The 21,711-nt window shown below is 62.1% G+C and carries 15 protein-coding genes; 5 read left to right on the top strand and 10 right to left on the bottom strand.

Annotated features, from left to right (window positions below; translation table 11 throughout):
* Positions 1-59 precede the first annotated feature (59 nt).
* From ACN9MU_RS25580 to ACN9MU_RS25565, 4 genes are all read right to left on the bottom strand, one after another.
* Positions 60-722 (bottom strand): energy transducer TonB, encoded by a 663-nt coding sequence (locus ACN9MU_RS25580; RefSeq protein WP_426163877.1) that lies wholly within the window; start codon positions 720-722, stop codon positions 60-62.
* 364 nt (positions 723-1,086) lie between these two features.
* The gene (locus tag ACN9MU_RS25575; protein ID WP_426172297.1) at positions 1,087-2,616 is read right to left on the bottom strand and encodes a SpoVR family protein; all 1,530 of its coding nucleotides are present in this window, start codon (positions 2,614-2,616) and stop codon (positions 1,087-1,089) included.
* A gap of 5 nt (positions 2,617-2,621) precedes the next feature.
* Positions 2,622-3,890 carry a YeaH/YhbH family protein gene (locus ACN9MU_RS25570; RefSeq protein WP_130310792.1) on the bottom strand — a complete coding sequence of 423 codons (1,269 nt, stop codon included), beginning with the start codon at positions 3,888-3,890 and terminating at the stop codon, positions 2,622-2,624.
* A 49-nt stretch (positions 3,891-3,939) separates the two neighbouring features.
* Entirely contained in the window at positions 3,940-5,862 is a 1,923-nt protein-coding gene (locus ACN9MU_RS25565) for a PrkA family serine protein kinase (RefSeq protein WP_057260456.1), read from the bottom strand.
* A gap of 346 nt (positions 5,863-6,208) precedes the next feature.
* On the opposite strand from ACN9MU_RS25565, the gene ACN9MU_RS25560 reads away from it, so the two are divergent.
* The gene (locus ACN9MU_RS25560) at positions 6,209-7,222 is read left to right on the top strand and encodes an adenosine deaminase (protein ID WP_426163873.1); all 1,014 of its coding nucleotides are present in this window, start codon (positions 6,209-6,211) and stop codon (positions 7,220-7,222) included.
* 6 nt (positions 7,223-7,228) lie between these two features.
* Positions 7,229-9,754 carry an ABC transporter permease gene (locus tag ACN9MU_RS25555; protein ID WP_426318989.1) on the top strand — a complete coding sequence of 842 codons (2,526 nt, stop codon included), beginning with the start codon at positions 7,229-7,231 and terminating at the stop codon, positions 9,752-9,754.
* 57 nt (positions 9,755-9,811) lie between these two features.
* Here ACN9MU_RS25555 and ACN9MU_RS25550 read toward each other — a convergent pair whose 3' ends face one another.
* Both ACN9MU_RS25550 and ACN9MU_RS25545 read right to left on the bottom strand, forming a co-directional pair.
* Positions 9,812-10,807, bottom strand: a complete 996-nt coding sequence (locus ACN9MU_RS25550) for a response regulator (RefSeq protein ID WP_426163867.1) — start codon at positions 10,805-10,807, stop codon at positions 9,812-9,814.
* 3 nt (positions 10,808-10,810) lie between these two features.
* On the bottom strand, positions 10,811-12,040 hold the full coding sequence (locus ACN9MU_RS25545; RefSeq protein ID WP_426163864.1) for a sensor histidine kinase: 1,230 nt from the start codon (positions 12,038-12,040) through the stop codon (positions 10,811-10,813).
* Positions 12,041-12,131: 91 nt separating this feature from the next.
* Here ACN9MU_RS25545 and ACN9MU_RS25540 point away from each other — a divergent pair, with 91 nt between their 5' ends.
* Genes ACN9MU_RS25540 through ACN9MU_RS25530 form a run of 3 tightly spaced genes read left to right on the top strand, consistent with a single transcriptional unit; the run spans position 12,132 to position 14,113 of the window.
* Positions 12,132-12,524, top strand: a complete 393-nt coding sequence (locus tag ACN9MU_RS25540; RefSeq protein ID WP_426163861.1) for a group II truncated hemoglobin — start codon at positions 12,132-12,134, stop codon at positions 12,522-12,524.
* Positions 12,524-13,774: a DNA recombination protein RmuC gene (locus tag ACN9MU_RS25535; protein WP_426163858.1), complete on the top strand. Its 1,251-nt coding sequence runs from the start codon at positions 12,524-12,526 to the stop codon at positions 13,772-13,774. The genes ACN9MU_RS25540 and ACN9MU_RS25535 overlap by 1 nt, the downstream gene beginning before the upstream one ends.
* Positions 13,775-13,777: 3 nt before the next feature.
* Positions 13,778-14,113 (top strand): hypothetical protein, encoded by a 336-nt coding sequence (locus tag ACN9MU_RS25530; protein WP_426163855.1) that lies wholly within the window; start codon positions 13,778-13,780, stop codon positions 14,111-14,113.
* Positions 14,114-14,149: 36 nt separating this feature from the next.
* Here ACN9MU_RS25530 and glp read toward each other — a convergent pair whose 3' ends face one another.
* The 4 genes from glp to ACN9MU_RS25510 are packed head-to-tail and all read right to left on the bottom strand — an operon-like array spanning position 14,150 to position 21,676.
* Entirely contained in the window at positions 14,150-16,039 is a 1,890-nt protein-coding gene (glp, locus tag ACN9MU_RS25525) for a gephyrin-like molybdotransferase Glp (protein WP_426318987.1), read from the bottom strand.
* A gap of 7 nt (positions 16,040-16,046) precedes the next feature.
* Positions 16,047-17,159, bottom strand: a complete 1,113-nt coding sequence (gene moaA / locus ACN9MU_RS25520; RefSeq protein ID WP_426163849.1) for a GTP 3',8-cyclase MoaA — start codon at positions 17,157-17,159, stop codon at positions 16,047-16,049.
* 13 nt (positions 17,160-17,172) lie between these two features.
* On the bottom strand, positions 17,173-18,534 hold the full coding sequence (gene chrA / locus ACN9MU_RS25515; RefSeq protein ID WP_426318986.1) for a chromate efflux transporter: 1,362 nt from the start codon (positions 18,532-18,534) through the stop codon (positions 17,173-17,175).
* Positions 18,527-21,676, bottom strand: a complete 3,150-nt coding sequence (locus ACN9MU_RS25510) for an Rne/Rng family ribonuclease (protein WP_426343617.1) — start codon at positions 21,674-21,676, stop codon at positions 18,527-18,529. The genes chrA and ACN9MU_RS25510 overlap by 8 nt, the downstream gene beginning before the upstream one ends.
* Positions 21,677-21,711 lie beyond the last annotated feature (35 nt).

Below are 21,711 nucleotides of genomic sequence, written 5' to 3'. Positions count from 1 at the left end.
TTCGCTGGCTTAAACGACAACGGACTTACTTAGTTGCGAGACGGTGCTCTGTCTCAGGTTTATTCCAGCGTCCAGACGTATTGCATCTGTTGCCAGCCTTCTTGCGGCTTGCCGTCGACCGTTGCAGGCTTGAATTTGCACTTGGAAATACCAACTTGTGCGGCCTTGTCCAGGTCACGGAAACCACTAGATTTCACTACTTTTGCCTCAGCTACGTGGCCGTCCACACCGATCAGGAAGGACATGGTCACAGTGCCAGTCTCTTCGTTACGCAGCGACGACTTCGGCCATTCTGGCTTGGCGCAGGTGCTGAAGTCGACCACAGCCGGGGTACGTACACCGGTTGCCGCAGGGGCTGGAGGTGCAGGTTGTGCCGGAGGGGCTGGGCGAATATCGGTGGTTGCTGGCTTCACGTTGGTCGCGTTGGCGATCACGTTCTGCGCTGGCGGCGGTTGCTGCACGTTCACTTCGACCGGAGGAATGAATGGCGGTGGGGGTGCCTTCATCTCTGGTGGCGGTGGCGGTGGTGGCAGTTCTTTTGGCGGAGGCGGGGCAACCTCCTCGATGATCTTGGTCTCCACCGGTTCGATCATCTTGCTAATCATTTTCTTGCCCAAGCCGGAAACAATACCGTAACCAGCAATTATGTGCAGGACTACGACGAACACGATGCCCGTATAGTTCTTCTTCCCGGCAATTTTCTCGTTATCACTGAAATTCATGCCTGCTTTCTCCAATACCAACTCTTGTGTTGCTACTTTAAACCCCCAAAATGGCGACACAAAGCTACAGCCGCATCCGGGACGTCGGCGAATTATACATACGAATTTTGGATTTTTGCATAGAATTTTGTCCCGAAAACCGTTTAAATTTCATGCCCTTAGCCCCATATTGGCAGGCTGTTACCAGGCTGTGCCAAAGTGGTCTGGCAGAAAAAGCAAGAGAAAATTGACCATTTTTTCGCCCCTGCGATTGATCTTCATCACTTTTTCTTCAAGACGAAATATTGCTCGCCAGCGACCCTGGCGAGGCTAAGGAAATTTGGCGAAGTGTGTTGCTTCGACGTAACTCTGTCAAAAGCGGCGGTCAGATCACCCGGTTGCGCTTCTCGCGCTTGCACTCGATGGTGCTGATCACCTGGCCATCCGGCGAAACCGTATCCAGGTGAACGTCAAATCCCCAGAGACGGGCCACGTGCTTCAGCACTTCATTGGCCTGCTGGTTGAGGGGACGGCGGTTGTACTGCGTGTGACGCAGTGTCAGGGCGCGGTCGTCGCGGGTATTGACGGACCATACCTGTATATTTGGCTCGCGGTTGCCCAGGTTGTACTGGTCGGCCAGCATTTGCCGCACATAGCGGTAGCCCAGCTCATCGTGGATGGCCGAGACGGCCAGCTTGTCGTTCTTGTCGTCATCTAATACAGCAAAGAAGTGGAACTCGCGGATCAGGCGCGGCGACAGATATTGCGCAATGAAGCTTTCATCCTTGAAATTGCGCATGGCGAAGTCAAGCGTCTTCTTCCAGTCGCTGCCGGCAATATCGGGGAACCATTCGCGGTCTTCCGGCGTCGGATTCTCGCAAATGCGCCGGATGTCAGACATCATGGCAAAGCCCAGTGCATACGGATTGATGCCGTTGTAGTAGGGGCTGTGCACCGGCGGCTGGTACACCACATTGGTATGGCTCTTCAGGAATTCCATCATGAAGCCATCGCTGACCACGCCCTCATCGTACAACTGGTTGAGGATGGTGTAATGCCAGAACGTGGCCCAGCCCTCGTTCATGACCTGGGTCTGGCGCTGCGGGTAGAAATACTGGCTGATCTTGCGCACGATGCGCACGATCTCGCGCTGCCAGGGTTCCAGCAGCGGCGCGTACTTCTCGATAAAGTACAGCAGGTTTTCTTCCGGCTCAGGCGGGAAGCGCGGCGCCGGCTTGTCGACGGCCTCTTCTTCGCGCCGCGGCACGGTGCGCCACAGTTCGTTGATCTGCGATTGCAAGTAGGCTTCGCGCTCCTTCTGCTTCATCTGTTCCTGCGCCAGCGACAGCTTGGCCGGACGCTTGTAGCGGTCCACGCCATAGTTCTGGATCGCGTGGCAGGAGTCGAGCAGCAATTCAATGGCATCGATACCATGCCGTTGTTCGCACTCGGTGATGTAATTCTTGGCAAACACCATGTAATCAATGATGGCATCGGCATCGGTCCAGGTCTTGAACAGGTAATTGCCCTTGAAGAAGGAGTTGTGGCCATAGGCGGCGTGGGCAATGACCAGCGCCTGCATGGTCAGGCTGTTTTCCTCCATGAGATAGGCAATGCAGGGGTTGGAATTGATGACGATCTCGTAAGCCAGCCCCATCTGCCCGCGCTTATAGCCTTTTTCTGTCGCCAGGAAGTGCTTGCCAAACGACCAGTGGGCATACGACACCGGCATGCCCACTGAAGTGTAGGCGTCCATCATTTGCTCGGCAGTAATGATCTCCAGCTGGTTCGGATAGGTATCCAGCCCGAAGTTCTGCGCTACGCGGCGGATTTCTTCGTGCGCCTGCTCGATCAGTTCAAACGTCCATTCGGATTGCTCCGGCAGGGCGCGTGGATGCGGGGGGCGCTTGGTCATCTGGTTCATTTTGGCTGCTTCTTGAACAGTTCGCGGAACACCGGGTAGATATCGGCCGGCGTGACTATCTTCTGCATGGCGAAGTGCTGGTGGTATTCGGGGATCTGGGCGTATTGCTCCCACAGGTTCTGCGGCGGGCCGTCGGTGATCTCGACATAGGTGTAGTACTGCACCTTGGGCATGATGGTGTTGACCAGCAGCTGCCGGCACAGCACGGAGTCGTTGTCCCAGTTGTCGCCGTCGGATGCTTGCGCCACGTAGGCATTCCAGCTGCCGCCGCCGAAGCGCTCGTCAATGATCTTGTTCAGCAGGTGCAAGGCCGAGGACACCACGGTACCGCCCGATTCGCGCGAATGGAAGAATTCATTTTCGTCCACTTCCGACGCTGCCGTATGGTGGCGGATGAACACCACCTCGATCTTGTCGTACACGCGCTTGAGGAACAGGTAGAGCAGGATGAAGAAGCGCTTGGCGGTATCCTTGCGCTGCTCGTCCATCGAGCCCGACACGTCCATGATGCAGAACATCACGGCCTGGGTCATCGGCTTCGGCACCTTGATGCGGTTCGAATAGCGCAGGTCGAAGGGATCGATGTAGGGAATGGCCAGCAAGCGCGTATGCAAGTGGTGGATCAGCTTCTTCAGCTCGATGACCTGCGGGTCGTCGAGGGGCGCGCCGGCCACCAGCAGTTCCTCCAGTTCGCGTTCCGCCTCGATCAGGCGCTTGCGTGAACTGCCGCCCACCGCAATGCGGCGGCCGAGGGCGCCGCGCAGGGAGCGCAGCACGTGGATGTTCGAAGGCGTGCCCGATACCGTATAACCTGCGCGCTGCGGCTTGAATTCCGTGGTCGCCGTGAGCTGGGTCTTGATCATGTGCGGCAGTTCCAGGTCTTCGAAGAAGTAGTTCATGAATTCTTCGCGCGACAGTTCGAAGATGAAATCATCCTCGGTGGTCTGGTCGCTGTTGCCTGCGCGGCCGCGGCCGCTGCCCCCGCCGCCCTTGGGGCGGTTGATCAAATCACCTTTCTGGTATTCCTCGTTGCCGGGATTAACCACTTCCCAGATTCCGCCATGGGCGTGGCCGAACGAGGGCTCGTTCACGTCCTTGACGGGAATCGATACTTTTTCGCCATTCTCGATGTCGGTGATCGAGCGCCCCTTGATGGCGCGCCCGACCGCATCCTTGATCTGGCCCTTGTAACGCCGCAAAAATCGTTCGCGGTTGACCGCGGACTTGTTCTTGCCCTGCAAACGACGGTCGATGAGGTAAGTCATGTGCCTCCTGCCTGCTTGATTGGCGCGTCCTGATTATCCCACTTCTCTATCAGGACGACTTCCTCACGCGCAGATACCATTCGCACAGCAGCCGGACCTGCTTGGCCGTGTATCCCTTTTCCACCATGCGCGCCACGAAGTCGGCGTGCTTGTTGGCGTCCTCGGCGCTGGCCTTGGCATTGAAGGAGATCACCGGCAGCAGTTCCTCCGTATTGGAGAACATTTTCTTCTCGATCACCGTGCGGAACTTCTCGTAACTGGTCCAGGCCGGGTTCTTGCCACCGTTATTGGCGCGCGCCCGCAGGCCGAAGTTGACGATCTCATTACGGAAGTCTTTCGGGTTCGAAATCCCGGCCGGCTTCTCGATCTTCTCCAGCTCGTTGTTCAGCGATTCGCGGTCGAAGCTTTCGCCGGTATCCGGGTCGCGGTATTCCTGGTCCTGGATCCAGAAGTCGGCAAAGGTCACGTAGCGGTCGAAGATGTTCTGGCCGTATTCGGAGTAGCTCTCCAGGTAGGCGGTCTGGATTTCCTTGCCGATGAACTCGACATAGCGCTGGGCCAGGTGCTCTTTTATATAGGAGAAGTACTTTTGCTCGGTCTCCGGCGGGAACTGCTCGCGCTCGACCTGCTGTTCGAGCACGTAGAGCAGGTGCACCGGGTTGGCCGCCACCTCGGTCGAGTCGAAGTTGAAGACCTTGGACAGGATCTTGAAGGCGAAGCGCGTCGACAGGCCGCTCATGCCCTCGTCGACCCCGGCATAGTCCACGTATTCGTGGATGGACTTGGCTTTCGGGTCGGTATCCTTGAGGTTTTCACCATCGTACACCAGCATCTTGCTGAAAATGCTGGAGTTTTCCGGCTCTTTCAGGCGCGACAGAATGGCGAACTGCGACATCATGCGCAGCGTGCCGGGAGCGCAAGGCGCCTTGTCGAGCGAGGAATTGTGCAGCAGCTTCTCGTAAATCTTGATCTCGTCGGTGACGCGCAGGCAGTACGGCACCTTCACTATATAGATACGGTCGAGGAATGCCTCGTTATTGCGGTTGTTCTTGAAGCTCTTCCACTCCGACTCGTTCGAGTGGGCCAGGATGATGCCCTCGAAGGGGATGGCGCCGAAGCCTTCCGTGCCCTTGTAGTTGCCTTCCTGGGTGGCGGTCAGCAAGGGGTGCAGCACCTTGATCGGCGCCTTGAACATCTCGACGAATTCCATCAGGCCCTGGTTGGCCAGGCACAGGCCGCCGGAATAGCTGTAGGCGTCCGGGTCGTCCTGGGCGTAGTCTTCGAGCTTGCGGATATCGACCTTGCCCACCAGCGAAGAAATGTCCTGGTTGTTCTCGTCGCCCGGCTCGGTCTTCGAGATGGCAGTCTGCTTCAGTACGGAAGGGTAGCGCTTGACCACGCGGAACTGGTTGATATCGCCATTGAATTCGTGCAGGCGCTTGACTGCCCATGGCGAAGGGATATTGCGCAGGTAGCGGCGCGGGATGCCGTAATCCTCTTCCAGGATGGTGCCGTCTTCCGCCTCGCTGAACAGGCCGAGCGGCGATTCGTTCACCGGCGAGCCTTTCAGGCAGTAGAACGGCACTTCTTCCATCAGTTGCTTGAGCTTTTCCGCAATCGACGATTTGCCGCCGCCGACAGGGCCCAGCAGGTAGAGGATCTGCTTGCGCTCTTCCAGGCCCTGGGCGGCATGGCGGAAGTAGGCAACGACCTGCTCGATGACGTCCTCCATGCCGTAGAACTCACGGAAGGCGGGATAAATCTTGATGACCTTGTTGGCGAAGATGCGGGACAGGCGCGTATCGTTGCGCGTATCAACCAGGGTCGGTTCGCCGATCGCAGCCAGCATCCGTTCCGCCGCCGAAGCGTAAGTCAGGCGGTCCTTTTTGCAAAGCGCGAGATACTCGGAGAGGGACATTTCCTCTTCCTTGGTGCGCTCATACCGTGCTGCGTAGTTGTCAAAAATGGTCATGTGAATGTCCTTTAATGAAAAATCTACTAGTCACATGGTCGGCAGTCGTAGCGTGGGCTGCAGGCCTGCTCAATGCTTTGCCAGCTTGCCTGAGTTGCCAGGGATTGCCCGAGGCTCGGAGCTGGATCATTATTAGCCGGCGGGGGGATGGTTGCCGGGCTCGAAACGCATCTTACGTTGATGAAATTTATTATTGCTCTATTGGATCTAGAAGTAAAGCCAGTAGTACCGCCAATGCTCGATCCCCTCGCCTATGGCACCACAGTAGCACGGCTGGCCCGACTCTGCAGCACACTATCTTGGAGTAAGATGCCAACTACTTATCAGCGGTGAAAGAGAACAAAAAATGACTACCCAAATGCGCTCCATCGTGCAGAATATGCCGAAGGCAGAACTGCACATTCACATTGAAGGCTCGCTGGAGCCGGAAGTGATTTTCGCGCTGGCCGAACGCAATGGCGTCAAGCTGGCCTACCCGTCGGTGGAAGCACTGCGCGCGGCATATGCCTTCACCAACCTGCAATCCTTCCTCGACATCTACTACGCCGGCGCCAGCGTGCTGCTGAAAGAGCAGGACTTTTATGACATGACCATGGCTTACCTGCAGCGCGCCAGGGCCGATCATGTACGCCATGCCGAAATTTTCTTCGACCCCCAGACCCATACCGCGCGCGGCGTGCCGATTGGCGATGTGATTAATGGTATCCATCGCGCTTGCACCGAAGGGCCAATCAGCGCGAAGCTGATCCTGTGCTTCCTGCGCCACCTGAGCGAAGAAGACGCGCTCGCCACGCTGGAAGCGGCGCTGCCGTACCGCGACAAATTCATCGGCGTCGGCCTCGATTCTTCCGAAGTCGGCCACCCGCCGGAGAAATTTGCCCGCGTGTTCGCACGCGCCCGCGACCTCGGACTGCACCTGGTGGCGCATGCCGGCGAAGAGGGGCCGCCAGCCTATATCGAAACGGCGGTCGACCTGCTCAAGGTGGAGCGCATCGACCACGGCGTACGCTGCCTGGAAGATCCTGCATTGACACGGCGCCTGGCCGCGCTGCGCATGCCCCTGACCGTTTGCCCGCTGTCCAACACCAAGCTGCGCGTGTTCGACCAGATGAAGGACCATAACCTGCTGGCGCTGCTCGACGCGGGCCTGGTGGCGATGGTGAATTCGGACGACCCGGCGTACTTTGGCGGCTATATGAACGATAACTTCGTCGCCGTGTTCGACGCGCTGCCGCTTGGCCTGGCCCATGCGCACCAGCTGGCGCGCAACAGCTTCGAAGCAGCCTTCCTGCCCGCCGAGGAAAAGCAGAAGTTCCTGGACGAAGTCGATACCTATTTCTCTGCCTTTAACGTGGTCTGACAATCAATGTTTCAACAAGCCCTGAGGATGACGGCGCGCGACTGGCGCGCCGGGCAGTTGCGCTTCCTGCTGGTAGCGCTGGTTGTGGCAGTGGCGGCGCTGTCGGCCGCCGGATTCTTCATCGATCGCCTGCGCAGCGGACTGAATCGCGATGCGCACCAGTTGCTGGGCGCCGACCTGGTGATCGTCGCCGACAACCCGGTGCCCGGCGCCTGGCGCGAAGAAGCGCTGCGGCGCGGCCTGCTGGTGACCGATACGCTGGCCTTCCCCAGCATGGCGCAGGCAGGGCAGGGCGATGCCGCCCGCTCCGTGCTGGTGACGCTGAAAGCCGTCGGCCCGGGCTATCCGCTGCGCGGCCGCGTCAAGGTCAATACCGACGTCGCGCAAGCGAACGAAAGCATCGGCACTCCGGCACCGGCCACGCCTGAACCGGGCACGGTCTGGATCGACCCGGCGCTGGCGACGTCGCTCGACGTCGCAGTCGGCGGCACGGTGCAACTGGGGGACAAGCAGTTCCGCGTAACGCAGCTGATTGCCGCGGAACCGGATCGCGGCGGCGGTTTCATCAACTTTGCCCCGCGCGTTTTCCTTGCCTTGTCCGATATGCCGGCGACCAATCTGGTGCAGGAGGGGTCGCGCGTCGGCTATCGGCTGTTGGTGGCCGGCCCCGGCGCCAGCTCCAGGGCGACGCAGGAATATGGCGAATGGCTGAAAACCTTGATCAGGAAGGACAATGTACGCGGGGTGCGCCTCGAATCGCTGGAAGAGGGGCGCCCGGAAATGAGCGCCACCCTCGACCGCGCCGACCGCTTCCTGTCGCTGGTCGGCCTGCTGTCGGCCATGCTGGCTGCGGTAGCGGTGGCGATGGCTGCGCGCCGCTTCATGCAGCGGCATCTCGATTCCTGCGCCATGCTGCGCTGCCTGGGGCTGACGCAGAACCAGGTGACCTTGATCTACCTCGTCGAATTCCTGCTGGTCGGGCTGGCGGGCAGCCTGCTCGGGGTCCTGGTCGGCTTTGGCGCCCACTATGTTCTGCTGCAACTGCTTGGCAGCCTTGTCGCTACCGACATCCCGGCGCCGACCATCCTGCCGGCGCTGCAGGGCCTCGCCACCGGCATGATCCTGTTGGCCGGCTTCGCGCTGCCGCCGATCCTGCAGCTGCGTAACGTGCCGCACAACCGCGTGATTCGGCGCGAGGCCGCCGCGCCGAAGCCTGCCGCCCTGGCCACCTACGGGCTCGGCATCGCCGCTTTCGGCGCGCTGCTGTTATGGCAATCGAATGACGTCAAGCTCGCCGGCGTGACCGGCGGCGGCTTCCTGCTTGGTTTCGCATTGTTTGCCCTGGTGGGCTGGCTCGGCTTGCAAGCCCTGCGTCCGCTGCGCAATGCATTCCCGCACCAGGCATGGCGCTTCGCGGTGACCTCCCTGCGCCGCCGGCCCGGCGCCACCGTGGTGCAGGTGGTATCGCTGTCGCTTGGCCTCATGGCATTGCTGCTATTGACCGTGGTGCGCGGCGACTTGATGTCGGCCTGGCGCAATACCATGCCGCCTGATGCCCCGAACCGCTTCATCATCAACATCCAGCCAGACCAGAAGGACGTCATCGCTGCGCGCCTGAAGGCAGTCGGCGTGAAGGACGTGCCGATGTTCCCCATGATCCGCGGCCGCCTGGTGGCGGTGAACGACAAGGCCATCACCAGCGAGACCTACACCGACGAACGGGCGAAAGGACTGGCCGAACGCGAATTCAACCTGTCGACGATGACGGAACTGCCGGCGCAGAACCAGGTCACCTCCGGCAAATGGGCGATGGGGGGCACGGCGGGCGAAGCCTCGGTCGAGGAGGGCATCGCCAAGACGCTGGGCCTGAAACTGGGCGACACGATGCGCTTCGATATCGCCGGCTCGCCGGTGGAAGCGAAGATCACCAGCCTGCGCAAGCTCGAATGGGGATCGATGCGGGTGAACTTCTTCGTCATCATCAACCCGGCAGTGATGGCCGACACGCCGCAAACCTGGATTACCTCGTACCACTTGCCGAAGCATGCCCTGGCTGCCGGCAACGCGCTGTCGCGCGAATTCCCCAACCTGACCATCATCGACGTTGGCGGCATCCTGCGCCAGGTGCAATCGGTGCTGGACCAGGTGATCCAGGCGGTGGAATTCCTGTTTGCCTTCACCCTGCTGTCCGGCGTGCTGGTGCTTTATGCCGCGCTGATGGGCTCCCAGGACGAACGCCGGCGCGAAGCCGGCCTGCTGCGCGCCCTCGGCGCCACCCGCCGCCAGCTCTCGCAAGCGCAACTGATCGAGTTCATGCTGGTCGGCGGCCTGGGAGGCCTGCTGGCCGCCACCGGCGCCGGCCTGATGGGATGGGGCCTGGCAACCTACCAGTTCAAGTTCGCCTGGACCTTCAGTCCCTGGGTCTGGCTGGCAGGCCTGCTGGCAGGCGCGATCTGCGCCGTGATCGGCGGCTGGCTCGGCCTGCGCAACGTCCTGAACCACCCCCCGCTGCAAACGCTGCGCGAGGCATAAGGCTGGGCCCGTGTCACACCCTGGGGTCACACCCCAAGTGTGACACGGGCTGGACCGTCACGCTGCGAGCGGCGGGGTATGCTGGCGCAGGAATTCCGCGTAAGGGGTGGGCTGGATATCGAGCAGCGTCGGTTCGACCTCGAACAGGGCCCAGTAGTAGGTTTCCAGGCCCTTGCACACCTGCGGCGCCTTGCAGTAGCGGTGCCAATGCTGGCCCACTTCGTCGGAATACATGCCGTCGGGCGGAAAGAAGGGCAGCATGCGCTTTTCTTCCAGCGCTTCCACCAGCGATTGCGGGGCGCCGCTGTCACGAGCCATTTCCACCTGCGATTCGTAGCCCCGTTCGGTTTCCACCACCATCAGCTGCGCCGAACCGTCGGCCTTGAAGAACAGGATGCCGCTCGGGCTCGGGAAAGGGTAGTGCTCGACGAAGCCGTGCTCCTGGTACAGCTGCTGCACGACCTTGGCCAGCGCACCGCAGCGCAGGAAGCTGAATTCGTGCAGCACCAGCATGTCCAGCAGGGTCTCCGACTGCTCCTGGAAAAACGCCTTCTGCAGCGCAGCCACTTCCTCCTCCAGCCGGTCCAGCGCATCGTCTGCGCTTTTCTTGATATAGCGGTCGATCAGGCCGCGGTTGAAGGCGTCGACCGCGATCTTTTCATCGGCCTGGCCGGTGAACAGGATCTTCTTGCAGGGCAGGTGCTGGATCGCCTGGCAAAACGCCACGCCGTTCATCTGTGGCATTGAATAATCGACCACCAGCACCGATGGAATGGAAAAACGCTGGCGTTGGGCGGAAATCCGGTAGATCTGCTCCAGGTCCACCGCCACGTTGCGCTGCTCCGCCGACTGGTTCGGATTATCGAAATCCACCTGCAGCGGCAGTTCGCTGCTGCGGGCATTGGCCTTGAACCATTCCAGCGCCTGCAACGGGTCGTGGAAGCACACGCTGGCCTGCATCGGATCGAGCTGGAATACCAGGCTGTGAAGGAAGGTATCGCTGTCGTCCACCAGGACGGTCATGGTTGGGTGGGCGTAAACGGGCAGTTTCATGGTTCAACGGCTTGCTTGTAAGGGAAATTCAAGCACAAAGATAGCATATGCGTGCTCGCGGGAGACACAATGTAGTTTCGCTTCCCACGCTTGCATCACCTGGCGGCACAGTGCCAGGCCGATGCCGGCGCCATTGTGCTCCGGATAAGTGAAGAAACGCTGGAAAATCATCGGCAGATGGTGCGGTGCAATACCGCAGCCCGTATCGATCACCAGGACGCGTGGCACCGGCCGGCAACCATCGATCACGATCCTGACCCGCCCCTTGCCGGCGCGCTGCACCGCCTGCATGGCATTGCGCAGGAGGTTCAGCAGCAGCATGATGGCCAGCTCGTTCTGTCCACCGAAGCGGAAATCGCTGCGGACCTGCAGCGCGACCAGCTGGCGCTGGGCCTCGCCGGTAAAGGGATAGCGGCGCAGCGCCGATTCAACGGTATCAAGCATGGACACGGTTTCGTGCGGATCCAGCTTCTGCCGCACCGCCTGCGCGCTAAGCAGGAACAGGTCGATCATATGATTCATATGGCGCACTTCGTACTGCATGCGGCCCAGTGCCTGGCGCATTGCCGGATTATCCTGTCCCGCGCGCTGCTGCATGCGCGACAGGCCGCGCACATTGGCGTCCAGGCTGGCCAGCGGGGTACGCATCTCGTGCGCCACAGCGCCCAGTCCTTCGCCCAGCCCTTCCAGCTTTTCTTCTTCCAGCGCCTTGCGGCTTTGCGAAAACACCCACATCCAGCCGACCAGGAACAACTGCACCGGCAGCAATTGCAGCACCGCCGCCGAGGCGATGACCTCACCGGCCCCCAGCGCAATCGCCAGCAGCACGGCGGCGCAAATGCCGATTGCGCCGGCGCGCAAAGCGAGACGAACTTCGAAATGGAACAGCGCAACCAGCATCACCAGCATCACCTGGGACCAGGTGACGTTGGCGTGATTCATCAGGAACATGAAGGTGCAGAAGAAGGGCAGCTCGTAAGTCACCAGCACCAGGGTGTAGCGGTCGCGCAGTCGCGCCGGCAGGCGCCGCGCCAACAGGCCGCCAAGTCCAAGCGCGGTACCGACGGCGCGCGCCATCAGGTTTTCGTACGGCTGCGGCACCAGCCAGCCGAAAATCGCGTAATACAGCGGAAAGCAGGTGATTCCGAGCCAGCTCAGGGCGGCGAGGCGCAGGTCGGCGATTTCCCCGGCACTGCGGGCGTGCAGTCGGGTTCGGATAAGGCGTCGGATCATCTGGCAATCATGGCGGTTTGTTGGCGCTTTTTGCGTGAAATCAGCACTATGCTTGATCCACATCAATACGTCCATGCGCTATCATTGCTTTATGAATGATGAAGCACGCACCCTTTACGAAGTCATCGGCGGAGAAACCAAGCTGCGCGAGATGGTTGACCGTTTTTACGACCTGATGGAGCTGGAGCCGGAGTTCGCCGGCATCCGCGCCATGCACCCGCCCAGCACCGACGGCTCGCGCGACAAGCTGTTCTGGTTCCTCAGCGGCTGGATGGGCGGCCCGGACCTGTTCATCGAGCGTTTCGGCCACCCGCGCCTGCGCGCGCGCCACCTGCCGTTCGCTGTCGGTTCGAGTGAACGCGACCAGTGGCTGCGCTGCATGGCGTGGGCGATGCAGGACGTCGGCATCGCCGAAGATTTGAGGCTGCGGCTGATGGAGTCGTTCTATCAGACCGCCGACTGGATGCGGAACAAGGCCGATTGATGGAATTGACCATCCTGCTGGCGCTGGCCGCCGTCATCATCGTCCTGCAAATTGTCGCGCTGCTGCGCAGCCGCGGCAGCGACGTCGCCGACCAACTGGACCGAGTCGAACGCGAAGTGCGCCTGCAGCTTCAGGCCACGGCACAGGCGCAGCGCCAGGAAATGGGCAATATCCTTGCGCAGTCGCACGCAGCGACAGTCCAGCAGCTTGAAACAATGCGCCGCCAGATCGAGGTGCTGACCGAATCCAACACGCGCCGCCTGCTGGAAGTACGCGTGGCGCTGGAAACCAGGATGCGCGAGCTGCAGGCCGACAACGGTGCGCGGCTGGAAGAGATGCGCAAGACTGTCGATGAAAAGCTGCACGAAACGCTGGAAACACGCCTGACTGAATCATTCCGCCAGGTGTCCGAACGCCTGGAGCGCGTGCACCAGGGCCTGGGCGAAATGCAGCAGTTGGCGCTGGGCGTTGGCGACCTGAAACGCGTGCTGACCAATGTGAAAACGCGCGGCACCTGGGGCGAAGTGCAGCTCGAGATGCTGCTCGAGCAGATCCTCACGCCGGATCAATACGCCAAGAACGTCGAAACTATCCCGGGATCCAACGCCCGCGTCGAATTCGCGCTCAAGCTGCCGGGCCAGAAAGAGGGCGGCGCGCCAGTATGGATGCCGATCGACGCCAAGTTCCCGAAAGAGCAGTACGAGCGCCTGCTGGAAGCGGCCGACCGCGCCGATGCCGATGCAGTTGCCGCTGCCGGCCGTGAGCTGGAACGCGCCGTGCGCGGCGAGGCGAAGACGATCGCTGAAAAATACGTCTCGCCCCCGCTGACCACCGACTTCGCCATCCTGTTCCTGCCGACCGAAGGCCTGTATGCAGAAGTGATGCGCCGCCCCGGCCTGGCGGATGAACTGCAGCGTGTGAATCGGGTCAGCATCGCCGGCCCATCCACGCTGACCGCGCTGCTGAATAGCCTGCAAATGGGCTTCCGTACCCTGGCGCTGGAAAAGCGCTCGTCGGAAGTGTGGCAAGTGCTGGGCGCTGTAAAGACCGAATTCGCCAAATTCGGCGACGTCCTTGCAACGACCAAGATGACACTGGAAAAAGCCGCCCGCAACATCGAAAACGCGGAAGTACGCAGCCGCCAGATGGCGCGCAAGCTGAAATCAGTGGAAGCGCTACCTGCCGAAGCGGCCCTGTTGATGCTGGGCGCATCCGACGGCGCTGACGCGGACACCGACAGCCCCAACTGAGCGATGAAGCTCGCTGCCCACTTCGCGCTAGCATTGCTGCTGCCAGCATCAACTGGCGTATGGGCCGGCGAACTGGAACTCCCTGCCGCGAAGCCTGTCGTGCGAACACAGCTTGATTTAGAACCCGCCCGCGACAGCTTCGGCCGGCCTTTGGGTGTCCCAGGCAGCCAAACGCCCTTGGCGCGCGCAATGAACGAGGCATGGAAGAAGGATGCTTCCGAAGCGAATTTGAAAGCATGGTCGGAAGTCCTGATAAAGTGCCAGCAAGCCACCAACCCCGCCTGGACCACGGCTCTTATGCGCAGCGAGCCGCAGCAAGCGCACTGCTACCGCTATTGAGTCTTTCTGGGGCCGGGCTGATGCAGGTCAGGCGAGTCAGACCAGCCCCTCAAAAACTATCACGTCAATCAGGTCACCCTCCGCCACATTGCCTTGCTCGTCGTGCAGCACCACCATGCAGTTTGCCTCGGACATCGAACGCAGGATGCCGGAGCCTTGCGAGCCGGTGATGCGCACTTCGCGCGTGCCGTCCAGCGCCGTGGAGAGGATGCCCCGTTGATATTCGGTGCGGCCGGGTTTCTTGCGGATCGCCTGGGCCGAGCGGACACGCAGCAACTGGTCGCCTGGTGCATCGGCGCCCATCATGCGCAGCAGGGCGTGGCGCGCGAAGAAGTAGAAGGTGACCATGACGGCCACTGGATTGCCAGGCAGGCCAAACAGGTAGGCACTGTGGCCGTTCGAGCGGATGCGGCCGAACGCCATCGGGCGGCCAGGGCGCATGCCGATCTTCCAGAAATGCACATCGCCCAGCGTGGCCATGACCTGCTTGGTGTAATCCGCTGCGCCTACCGATACGCCGCCGGATGTGATCACGGCGTCGGCACATTCACAGGCAGTGCGCAAGGCTTCTTCGAGCGATGCCGCGTCATCCTTCACGATGCCCATGTCGACGATGTCGCAGCCAAGGCGTTGCAGCATGCCGAACAGGGTGTAGCGGTTGCTGTCGTAGACGCAGCCTTCCGCCAGCGGTTCGCCGATCGAGCGCAGCTCGTCGCCCGTGGAGAAGAAGGCCACGCGCAGGCGGCGCTGCACCGGCACTTCGGCCAGGCCCAGCGAGGCAAGCAGGCCCAGGTCGGCCGGGCGCAATACTTTGCCTTTGCGAAGTGCGGGAGTGCCGGCTGCAAGGTCTTCGCCTTTGAATCGGCGGTTGTCGCCAGTGCGCACGGTGTTCGGCGAGATTGTGACGGCGACGTCGCTCAGGTCCGCCGCCAACTCCTGCGGCAGCACGGTGTCGCAGCCATCCGGCATGACGCCGCCGGTCATGATGCGCACGCACTCGCCGGGGCCGGGCTTCAGCGCCGAAGGGCGGCCCGCGTAGGCTGTTCCGATCACCTTCAGCGTGGTGTTGCCGTCGGCTTTGAGCTGCCCGCCGGCAAACGCGAATCCGTCCATCGCGGAGTTGTCGTGCGCGGGGACGTTGATCGGCGAGATCACATCGGCAGCGAGCACGCGGTCCAGGGCGCTGCGCAGCGCGACCTTTTCGATGCAGCGCACGGGCCGGATGAATTCACGGATGATGCGCTGTGCATTCCGCACAGGCAGGGCGTCGGGATCGTAGCCAGACAGGCAGGTCGCCACATCTTTCAGTGAAGGGTTGGCGGCAGCTTCTTCCTCGTTCTGCAGCTCGGTCAACGTGTTGATATTGCGGAAGGCAGCGGCCTCGTTGAACAGCACCTCGGCCACCTTGATCGATTTGTACCAGCCATCCATCTTGCGCGAGCCGGTCTGCAGGTAATCGTCCAGCGCCGGCAGGGCGCTTTTGCGCACCAGGCAAAAAACAGGATGCAGTTGCGTGCGCGTCTTGCCATCGTCGTCGGTTTCCAGCGTAGATGCCACGGCGAGGTCGGCGCCCTGCGCGTTCAGCGCCTCGTAAAGCCGCTGCGCCAGGTCGGGCGGCAGGAAAGGGGAGTCGCAGGGCGCTGTCAGCAGCAGGTCCGTCGTGCAATGGCGCAGGCCCGTCTGCAGACCGGCCAGCGGGCCCTCGTAGCCTTCCAGTTCGTCCGGCAGCACCTCCACGCCGAGCGCGCCGTAGGCGCCCAGATTGCGGTTGGCGTTGATGGCGACGCTGGCCACTTGCGGCGCAAGCCGCTGCAGCACATGTGAGGCAAGCGTGCCGCCCCGGAAGGGCTGCAAGCCTTTGTCCACACGGCCCATGCGGGTGCCGCGGCCACCTGCCAGGATCAATCCACTGATGTTTTGTTCCATCGCCAGCTTAGCCCCCGATATATGACATTTCGACTTTGCGGTCGGCGCCCAGCGCCAGGCCTTCGGTATTGATGGTACGCAGTTCCGAATAGCGGTCGGCACGAACGCGCCACAGCGCAGTGATGGCGGATGAGATTTCTGCGTCATTGCGGCCTTCGCGCAGCAGTGCGCGCAAGTCGTGGCCGCGCGATGCGAACAAGCAGGTGTACAGCTTGCCCTCGGTCGACAGGCGGGCACGCGAACAATCCTTGCAGAAGGCCTGCGTCACGCTGGAGATCACGCCGACTTCGCCACCGCCATCGACGTAGCGCCAGCGTTCGGCCGTCTCGCCGGTATAGTTCGGATCGACCGGTACCAAAGGCATTTCGGCGCTGATCATGCGCACCACTTCGGCGGATGGCACCACGTCGTGCATATTCCAGCCGTTGGACGTGCCGACGTCCATGAATTCAATGAAGCGCAGGATGGAAGGCGAGCCTTTGAAGTGGCGCGCCATCGGCAGGATTTCCTGTTCGTTCATGCCGCGCTTGACCACCATGTTCACTTTGACAGGACCAAGGCCGACGCTGTGCGCCACGTCGATTCCGTGCAGCACATCCTCTACTGCGAAGTCGACATCGTTCATGCGCTTGAAGGTGGCGTCATCCAGCGCGTCGAGCGAGACGGTGACGCGTTGCAGGCCGGCGTCCTTCAGCGATTGCGCTTTGCGCGCCAACAGGGAGCCGTTGGTGGTCAGGGTCAGGTCGAGCGGCCTGCCGCTCACGGTGCGCAGTTCGGCCAGCATGGCGACCAGTCGTTCCAGGTCCTTGCGCAAGAGCGGCTCGCCGCCGGTCAGGCGGATCTTTTCAACCCCGTGTTCGACGAACAGGCGCGCAATGCGCGTGATCTCCTCAAACGTGAGCAGGGCATTGTGCGGCAGGTACTGGTAGTCCTTGTCGAACACTTCCTTCGGCATGCAGTAGACGCAGCGGAAATTGCAGCGGTCGGTGATGGAAATGCGCAAGTCGTGCAGCGGACGGGCGAACCTGTCCTGAAGGCGGCCGGTTGGCGCCTCTAACGTTGCGGGGATGGCCGGCGCCTGGCTGCGGCCATCGTTCAGGAGGATGATTTTTTCGGTCATGCTGGGTGCGTGGTTACACCCGGTACGATAGCACGATGCCAGCAATTGCACAGGCCAGCAATACGCGGATTGTTCCTTGCTTGTACTGCATTAAGGCTATGGCTGCGGTAGCGGCGATTGCGACGGCCGGCCACTCCCAGCGGCCGGCTGGATAGAACACGTGGATGCCAAAAAATAGTGCCAGGCTGGCAATTACTCCCACCACGGCGGCAGAGATTGCGGTCAGCGGGGCGGTCATGCGGATATTGCCGCGCGTTGATTCGACCAGCGGGCCGCCGGCCAGGATGAAGACGAAGGACGGCACGAAGGTAAACCAGGCGGCGACAGCGGCGCCCAGCATGCCTGCCAGGGCAGGGTGGCCGGCCACGGCTTGCTGCGTCCAGGCGCCGACGAAGCCGACGAACGCCACCACCATGATCAGAGGGCCAGGCGTGGTTTCTCCCAAGGCCAGGCCATCGACCATCTGGGCAGGCGTCAGCCAGTGGAAGTGCTCGACACCGCCCTGGTAGACATAGGGCAGGACAGCATAGGCCCCGCCAAAAGTCATCATGGCGGCTTTGCTGAAGAACCAGGCCATCTGCGCCAGCGGTTTGTCGATGCCGAACAGCCAGGCGAGCAGCAGCCAGCCGCCAGCCATCAATACGATGCCGGCAGCGGCGACGCGCGCCAGTCCGGTCCAGCTGAAGCGCGCGTGCTGCGGCGTTGGCGTGTCATCGTCGATCAGGGCGGGAGGGTGGGCGGCTTGCGTGGCGGCAGGGCCGTGCCCGGCGCCGCCCAGGGCAAACAGTTCGGGACGAAGCCGGCCGCCGGCCCAGCCCAGCAGGGCGGCCGCGCCGACAATCGCCGGGAATGGCAGCTTGATAAAGCTGATGGCGACGAAGGCAGACAGTGCGATGGCCATCAATGGGCGGTTGCGCAGCGTGCGTTTGCCGATGCGCCATGCGGCAGCCAGCACAATGGCGACTACGGCGGGCTTCATGCCGTACAGGATGCCGGCGACGGCGGGCAGGCTGCCGTAAGCCATGTAGGCCCAGGACAGGCCAATTAGCAGCAACAGCGAGGGAAGTACAAACAGCACGCCGGCAATGATGCCGCCCAATGTGCGGTGCATCAGCCAGCCGATGTAGATGGCGAGCTGCGTGGCTTCCGGGCCGGGCAGCAGCATGCAGTAATTCAGTGCGTGCAGGAAGCGGTGTTCGGAAATCCAGCGCCGGCGCTCAACCAGCTCGGTGTGCATCAGGGCGATCTGTCCGGCCGGGCCGCCGAAGCTGATGAAGCCCAGCTTGAGCCAATACAGGAATGCTTCCCACAATGGGACATGAAAAAGGGAAGCACCTGGCTTCCCTTTTTCGTCTGCGAAAGGCCGGTTAGCCATTCGCCTTGGTTTCAACCTGCACCAGCGGCTCGCTGGCAACCGGTGGCAGCGGCTTGCGCTCGCGTGGCACGCGGATCGGTTGGGCGGTCGCGGCAGCGGCGGCAGCTTCCTGCGCCGCGCGTACCTTGGCCGGGTCGGTCACTGCCATCGACAGTCCGGCGGCAGCCAGCATGGCATCGACGTCTGCCTTGGCAGCGGCCGGCACAGGTGCTGCCGGGGCAGGAGCTGGTGCTGGCGCTGGCGCTGGCGCAACTGGGGCCGGTGCCGGCGCGGCGGCGACTGGCGCTGCCTCGGCTGGAGCTGGAGTTGCGGCAGCCGCTGGCTCGACGACGTCGGCAGCAACTTCTTCGGCAGTTGCCGGTTCGGTTGCGGCCGGCGCGGCTTCAGCGAAAGGCAGCACGCCTTGTGGCGATGCTGGCGCGCTGACCACAGGCTCCGCTGCGACTGGCTCAGCGGCTGCTGGAGCAGCGACTGGCAAGTCCACGGCGGCTGGCTCGACTGGCGCGACAGCTACCGGTGCGGGCTCGACTGGCGCAGCTACTACAGGGGCTACGGCAACCGGTTCAGCAAGCGCTGGCGCCTCGACAGCCGTGGCTGCAGCGGCGTGCGCAGCGGCGCCTTCGGCAGCGGCAGCGCTCGCAGCTTCAGTGGATGCCTGCTCGGCGGTGACAGCAGCCGGGGCAGCAACTGGGGCCGACACAGCTTCGGTAGCGGCGGCCACTGGAACTGCTTCGCCTTCAGCCGGCGCAACGGTGAACGTTGCCTCGGTCGCGCCTTCCGCACCTTCCACGCCCTCAGCGCCTTCACGCTCACGACGGTTACGGTTGCGGCCACCGCGACGGCGGCGGCGGCGTGGCTCGTCGCCGCCTTCCGCGCCTTCATGCTCTTCACCCTCTGGTCCGGTGTTGCTGGCTGCTTTCACCAGTACTGGCGTCTCAGGCGCGCCGGTGCCGGTGCCAACTGGACCGACGCCTGCTGCTGCCAGTGCCAATTCCTCGGCCTTGGCTTCCGCTGGAACTGCTTTCTCGGCGCGCGGCTCGCGTGGCTGGCGAGGCTGGCGCGGTTCACGTGGCTCACGCTGCTCGCGTGGTTCGCGCTCGGCACGCTGGCCTTGGGCCTGGGCCGCCTCGGCGCCTTCGCGCTGCTCGCGTGGTTCACGCGGCTGGCGTGGCTCACGCGGTTCACGTGGCTCGCGCTGTTCGCGCGGCTTGCGGGCTTCTGCTGCCGGTTTCGCTTCCTCGGCGCCTGGACGGGTGCCTGGTTCGCGGTCTTCGCGCTCGCCGCGGCCGCCTTTGCCGCCACGGTTACGGCCACGCTGGCCGCGATCCTTGCGGTCGCCGCGTTCTGCGTTGGCTGGCGCCTTGGTGACGATGACTGGCGCTTTCGGCTGCACTGGCTCTTCCTTCTCACCACCGGTGAAGAAGGAGATCAGCTTGGCGAAGAAGCCCTTTTCAGCCGGGGCTGCTGGAGCAGCCGCGCGTGGAGCGGCGGCGGCTGGCTTGGCAGCTTCCGGCTTATGTTCCACCATTGGAGCTGGTTGCTCTGGGGTAATGGTCTTGACGACGGCTTCCTGGCGCGGCTTGGCTTCTTCCTTGTGGCGCTTGGAGAACGACATGTCGGTCTCGGCAGCTTCAGCCATGGTGTAGGAGGCAGCGTGGTCTTCCAGGCGTGGATCGTCGTGCTTGATGCGTTCCAGCTTGTAGTGCGGGGTTTCCAGGTGCTTGTTCGGGATCAGGATCACGGTGATGCGGTGACGGGTCTCGATCTTCAGCACTTCGCCGCGCTTCTCGTTCAGTAGGAAGGCAGCCACGTCGACTGGCACCTGGACGTGGATGGCGGCCGAATTTTCCTTCATCGCCTCTTCCTGGATGATGCGCAGCACCTGCAGGGCGGACGATTCGGTATCGCGGATGTGACCGGTGCCCGAGCAGCGCGGGCAGGTCACGTGCGAGCCTTCCGACAGTGAAGGGCGCAGGCGCTGGCGCGACAGTTCCATCAGGCCGAAGCGGGAAATCTTGCCCATCTGGACACGTGCACGGTCGTGGTGCAGGGCGTCTTTCAGGCGCTGTTCGACTTCACGCTGGTTCTTCGACACTTCCATGTCGATGAAGTCGATCACGATCAGGCCGCCCAGGTCGCGCAGGCGCAGCTGGCGGGCCACTTCGTCGGCGGCTTCGCAGTTGGTGTGGAAGGCGGTGGTTTCGATGTCCGAGCCGCGGGTGGCGCGGGCCGAGTTGACGTCGATGGAGACCAGGGCTTCAGTGTGGTCGATCACGATGGCGCCACCCGATGGCAGCGGAACCGTGCGCGAGTACGCGGTTTCGATCTGGTGTTCGATCTGGAAGCGCGAGAACAGCGGCACGTCGTCGCTGTAGCGCTTCACGCGGTGCACCATGTCCGGCATCACGTGCGACATGAACTGGTGCGCCTGTTCGTAGATCTCGTCGGTATCGATCAGGATCTCGCCGATATCAGGCTGGAAGTAGTCGCGAATGGCGCGGATCACCAGGGACGATTCCTGGTAGATCAGGAAAGCGCCGGAGGCTGCCTTGGAGGCGCCTTCGATGGCGCGCCACAGTTGCATCAGGTAGTTCAAGTCCCACTGCAGCTCTTCCACGGTACGGCCGATGCCGGCGGTACGGGCAATCACCGACATGCCTTGCGGCAGGTCCAGCTTGTCCATGGTTTCGCGCAGCTCCTGGCGCTCTTCGCCCTCGACACGGCGGGAAACACCGCCACCGCGCGGGTTGTTCGGCATCAGGACCAGGTAACGGCCAGCCAGCGAAATAAAGGAGGTCAGTGCCGCGCCCTTATTGCCGCGCTCTTCCTTCTCCACCTGCACCATGATTTCCTGGCCTTCGCGCAGCGCTTCCTTGACGGATGCATTGCGCACGTCGACGCCTTCGCGGAAATAGGAACGGGCAACTTCTTTAAAGGGGAGGAAGCCGTGGCGGTCTTCGCCGTAGCTGACGAAGCAAGCTTCGAGGGAGGGTTCGATTCGAGTGATGACGCCTTTGTAGATATTGGACTTGCGCTGCTCTCGTCCGGCGGTCTCGATGTCGATGTCGATCAATTTTTGACCGTCGACAATTGCTACGCGCAACTCCTCTTGCTGCGTAGCATTAAACAACATGCGTTTCATTTTTATTAACTCCGCGACCCTTGGGCCATGTCAAA

It is taken from the genome of Pseudoduganella sp. R-32 (genome assembly GCF_049913245.1).
Taxonomy (GTDB): Bacteria; Pseudomonadota; Gammaproteobacteria; order Burkholderiales; family Burkholderiaceae_D; genus Rugamonas.
Note: the sequence above shows the minus strand (reverse complement) of the source record. Positions and strands in the feature narration are given on the sequence as shown.

Coding starts and splice junctions, on each gene's coding strand:
- ACN9MU_RS25510 (WP_426343617.1), bottom strand. CDS start 21,676: ATGAAACGCATGTTGTTTAATGCTACGCAGCAAGAGGAGTTGCGCGTA.
- ACN9MU_RS25555 (WP_426318989.1), top strand. CDS start 7,229: ATGTTTCAACAAGCCCTGAGGATGACGGCGCGCGACTGGCGCGCCGGG.
- ACN9MU_RS25540 (WP_426163861.1), top strand. CDS start 12,132: ATGAATGATGAAGCACGCACCCTTTACGAAGTCATCGGCGGAGAAACC.
- ACN9MU_RS25565 (WP_057260456.1), bottom strand. CDS start 5,862: ATGACCATTTTTGACAACTACGCAGCACGGTATGAGCGCACCAAGGAA.
- ACN9MU_RS25535 (WP_426163858.1), top strand. CDS start 12,524: ATGGAATTGACCATCCTGCTGGCGCTGGCCGCCGTCATCATCGTCCTG.
- ACN9MU_RS25530 (WP_426163855.1), top strand. CDS start 13,778: ATGAAGCTCGCTGCCCACTTCGCGCTAGCATTGCTGCTGCCAGCATCA.
- moaA (WP_426163849.1), bottom strand. CDS start 17,159: ATGACCGAAAAAATCATCCTCCTGAACGATGGCCGCAGCCAGGCGCCG.
- glp (WP_426318987.1), bottom strand. CDS start 16,039: ATGGAACAAAACATCAGTGGATTGATCCTGGCAGGTGGCCGCGGCACC.
- ACN9MU_RS25550 (WP_426163867.1), bottom strand. CDS start 10,807: ATGAAACTGCCCGTTTACGCCCACCCAACCATGACCGTCCTGGTGGAC.
- ACN9MU_RS25560 (WP_426163873.1), top strand. CDS start 6,209: ATGACTACCCAAATGCGCTCCATCGTGCAGAATATGCCGAAGGCAGAA.
- ACN9MU_RS25545 (WP_426163864.1), bottom strand. CDS start 12,040: ATGATCCGACGCCTTATCCGAACCCGACTGCACGCCCGCAGTGCCGGG.
- ACN9MU_RS25580 (WP_426163877.1), bottom strand. CDS start 722: ATGAATTTCAGTGATAACGAGAAAATTGCCGGGAAGAAGAACTATACG.
- chrA (WP_426318986.1), bottom strand. CDS start 18,534: ATGGCTAACCGGCCTTTCGCAGACGAAAAAGGGAAGCCAGGTGCTTCC.
- ACN9MU_RS25570 (WP_130310792.1), bottom strand. CDS start 3,890: ATGACTTACCTCATCGACCGTCGTTTGCAGGGCAAGAACAAGTCCGCG.
- ACN9MU_RS25575 (WP_426172297.1), bottom strand. CDS start 2,616: ATGACCAAGCGCCCCCCGCATCCACGCGCCCTGCCGGAGCAATCCGAA.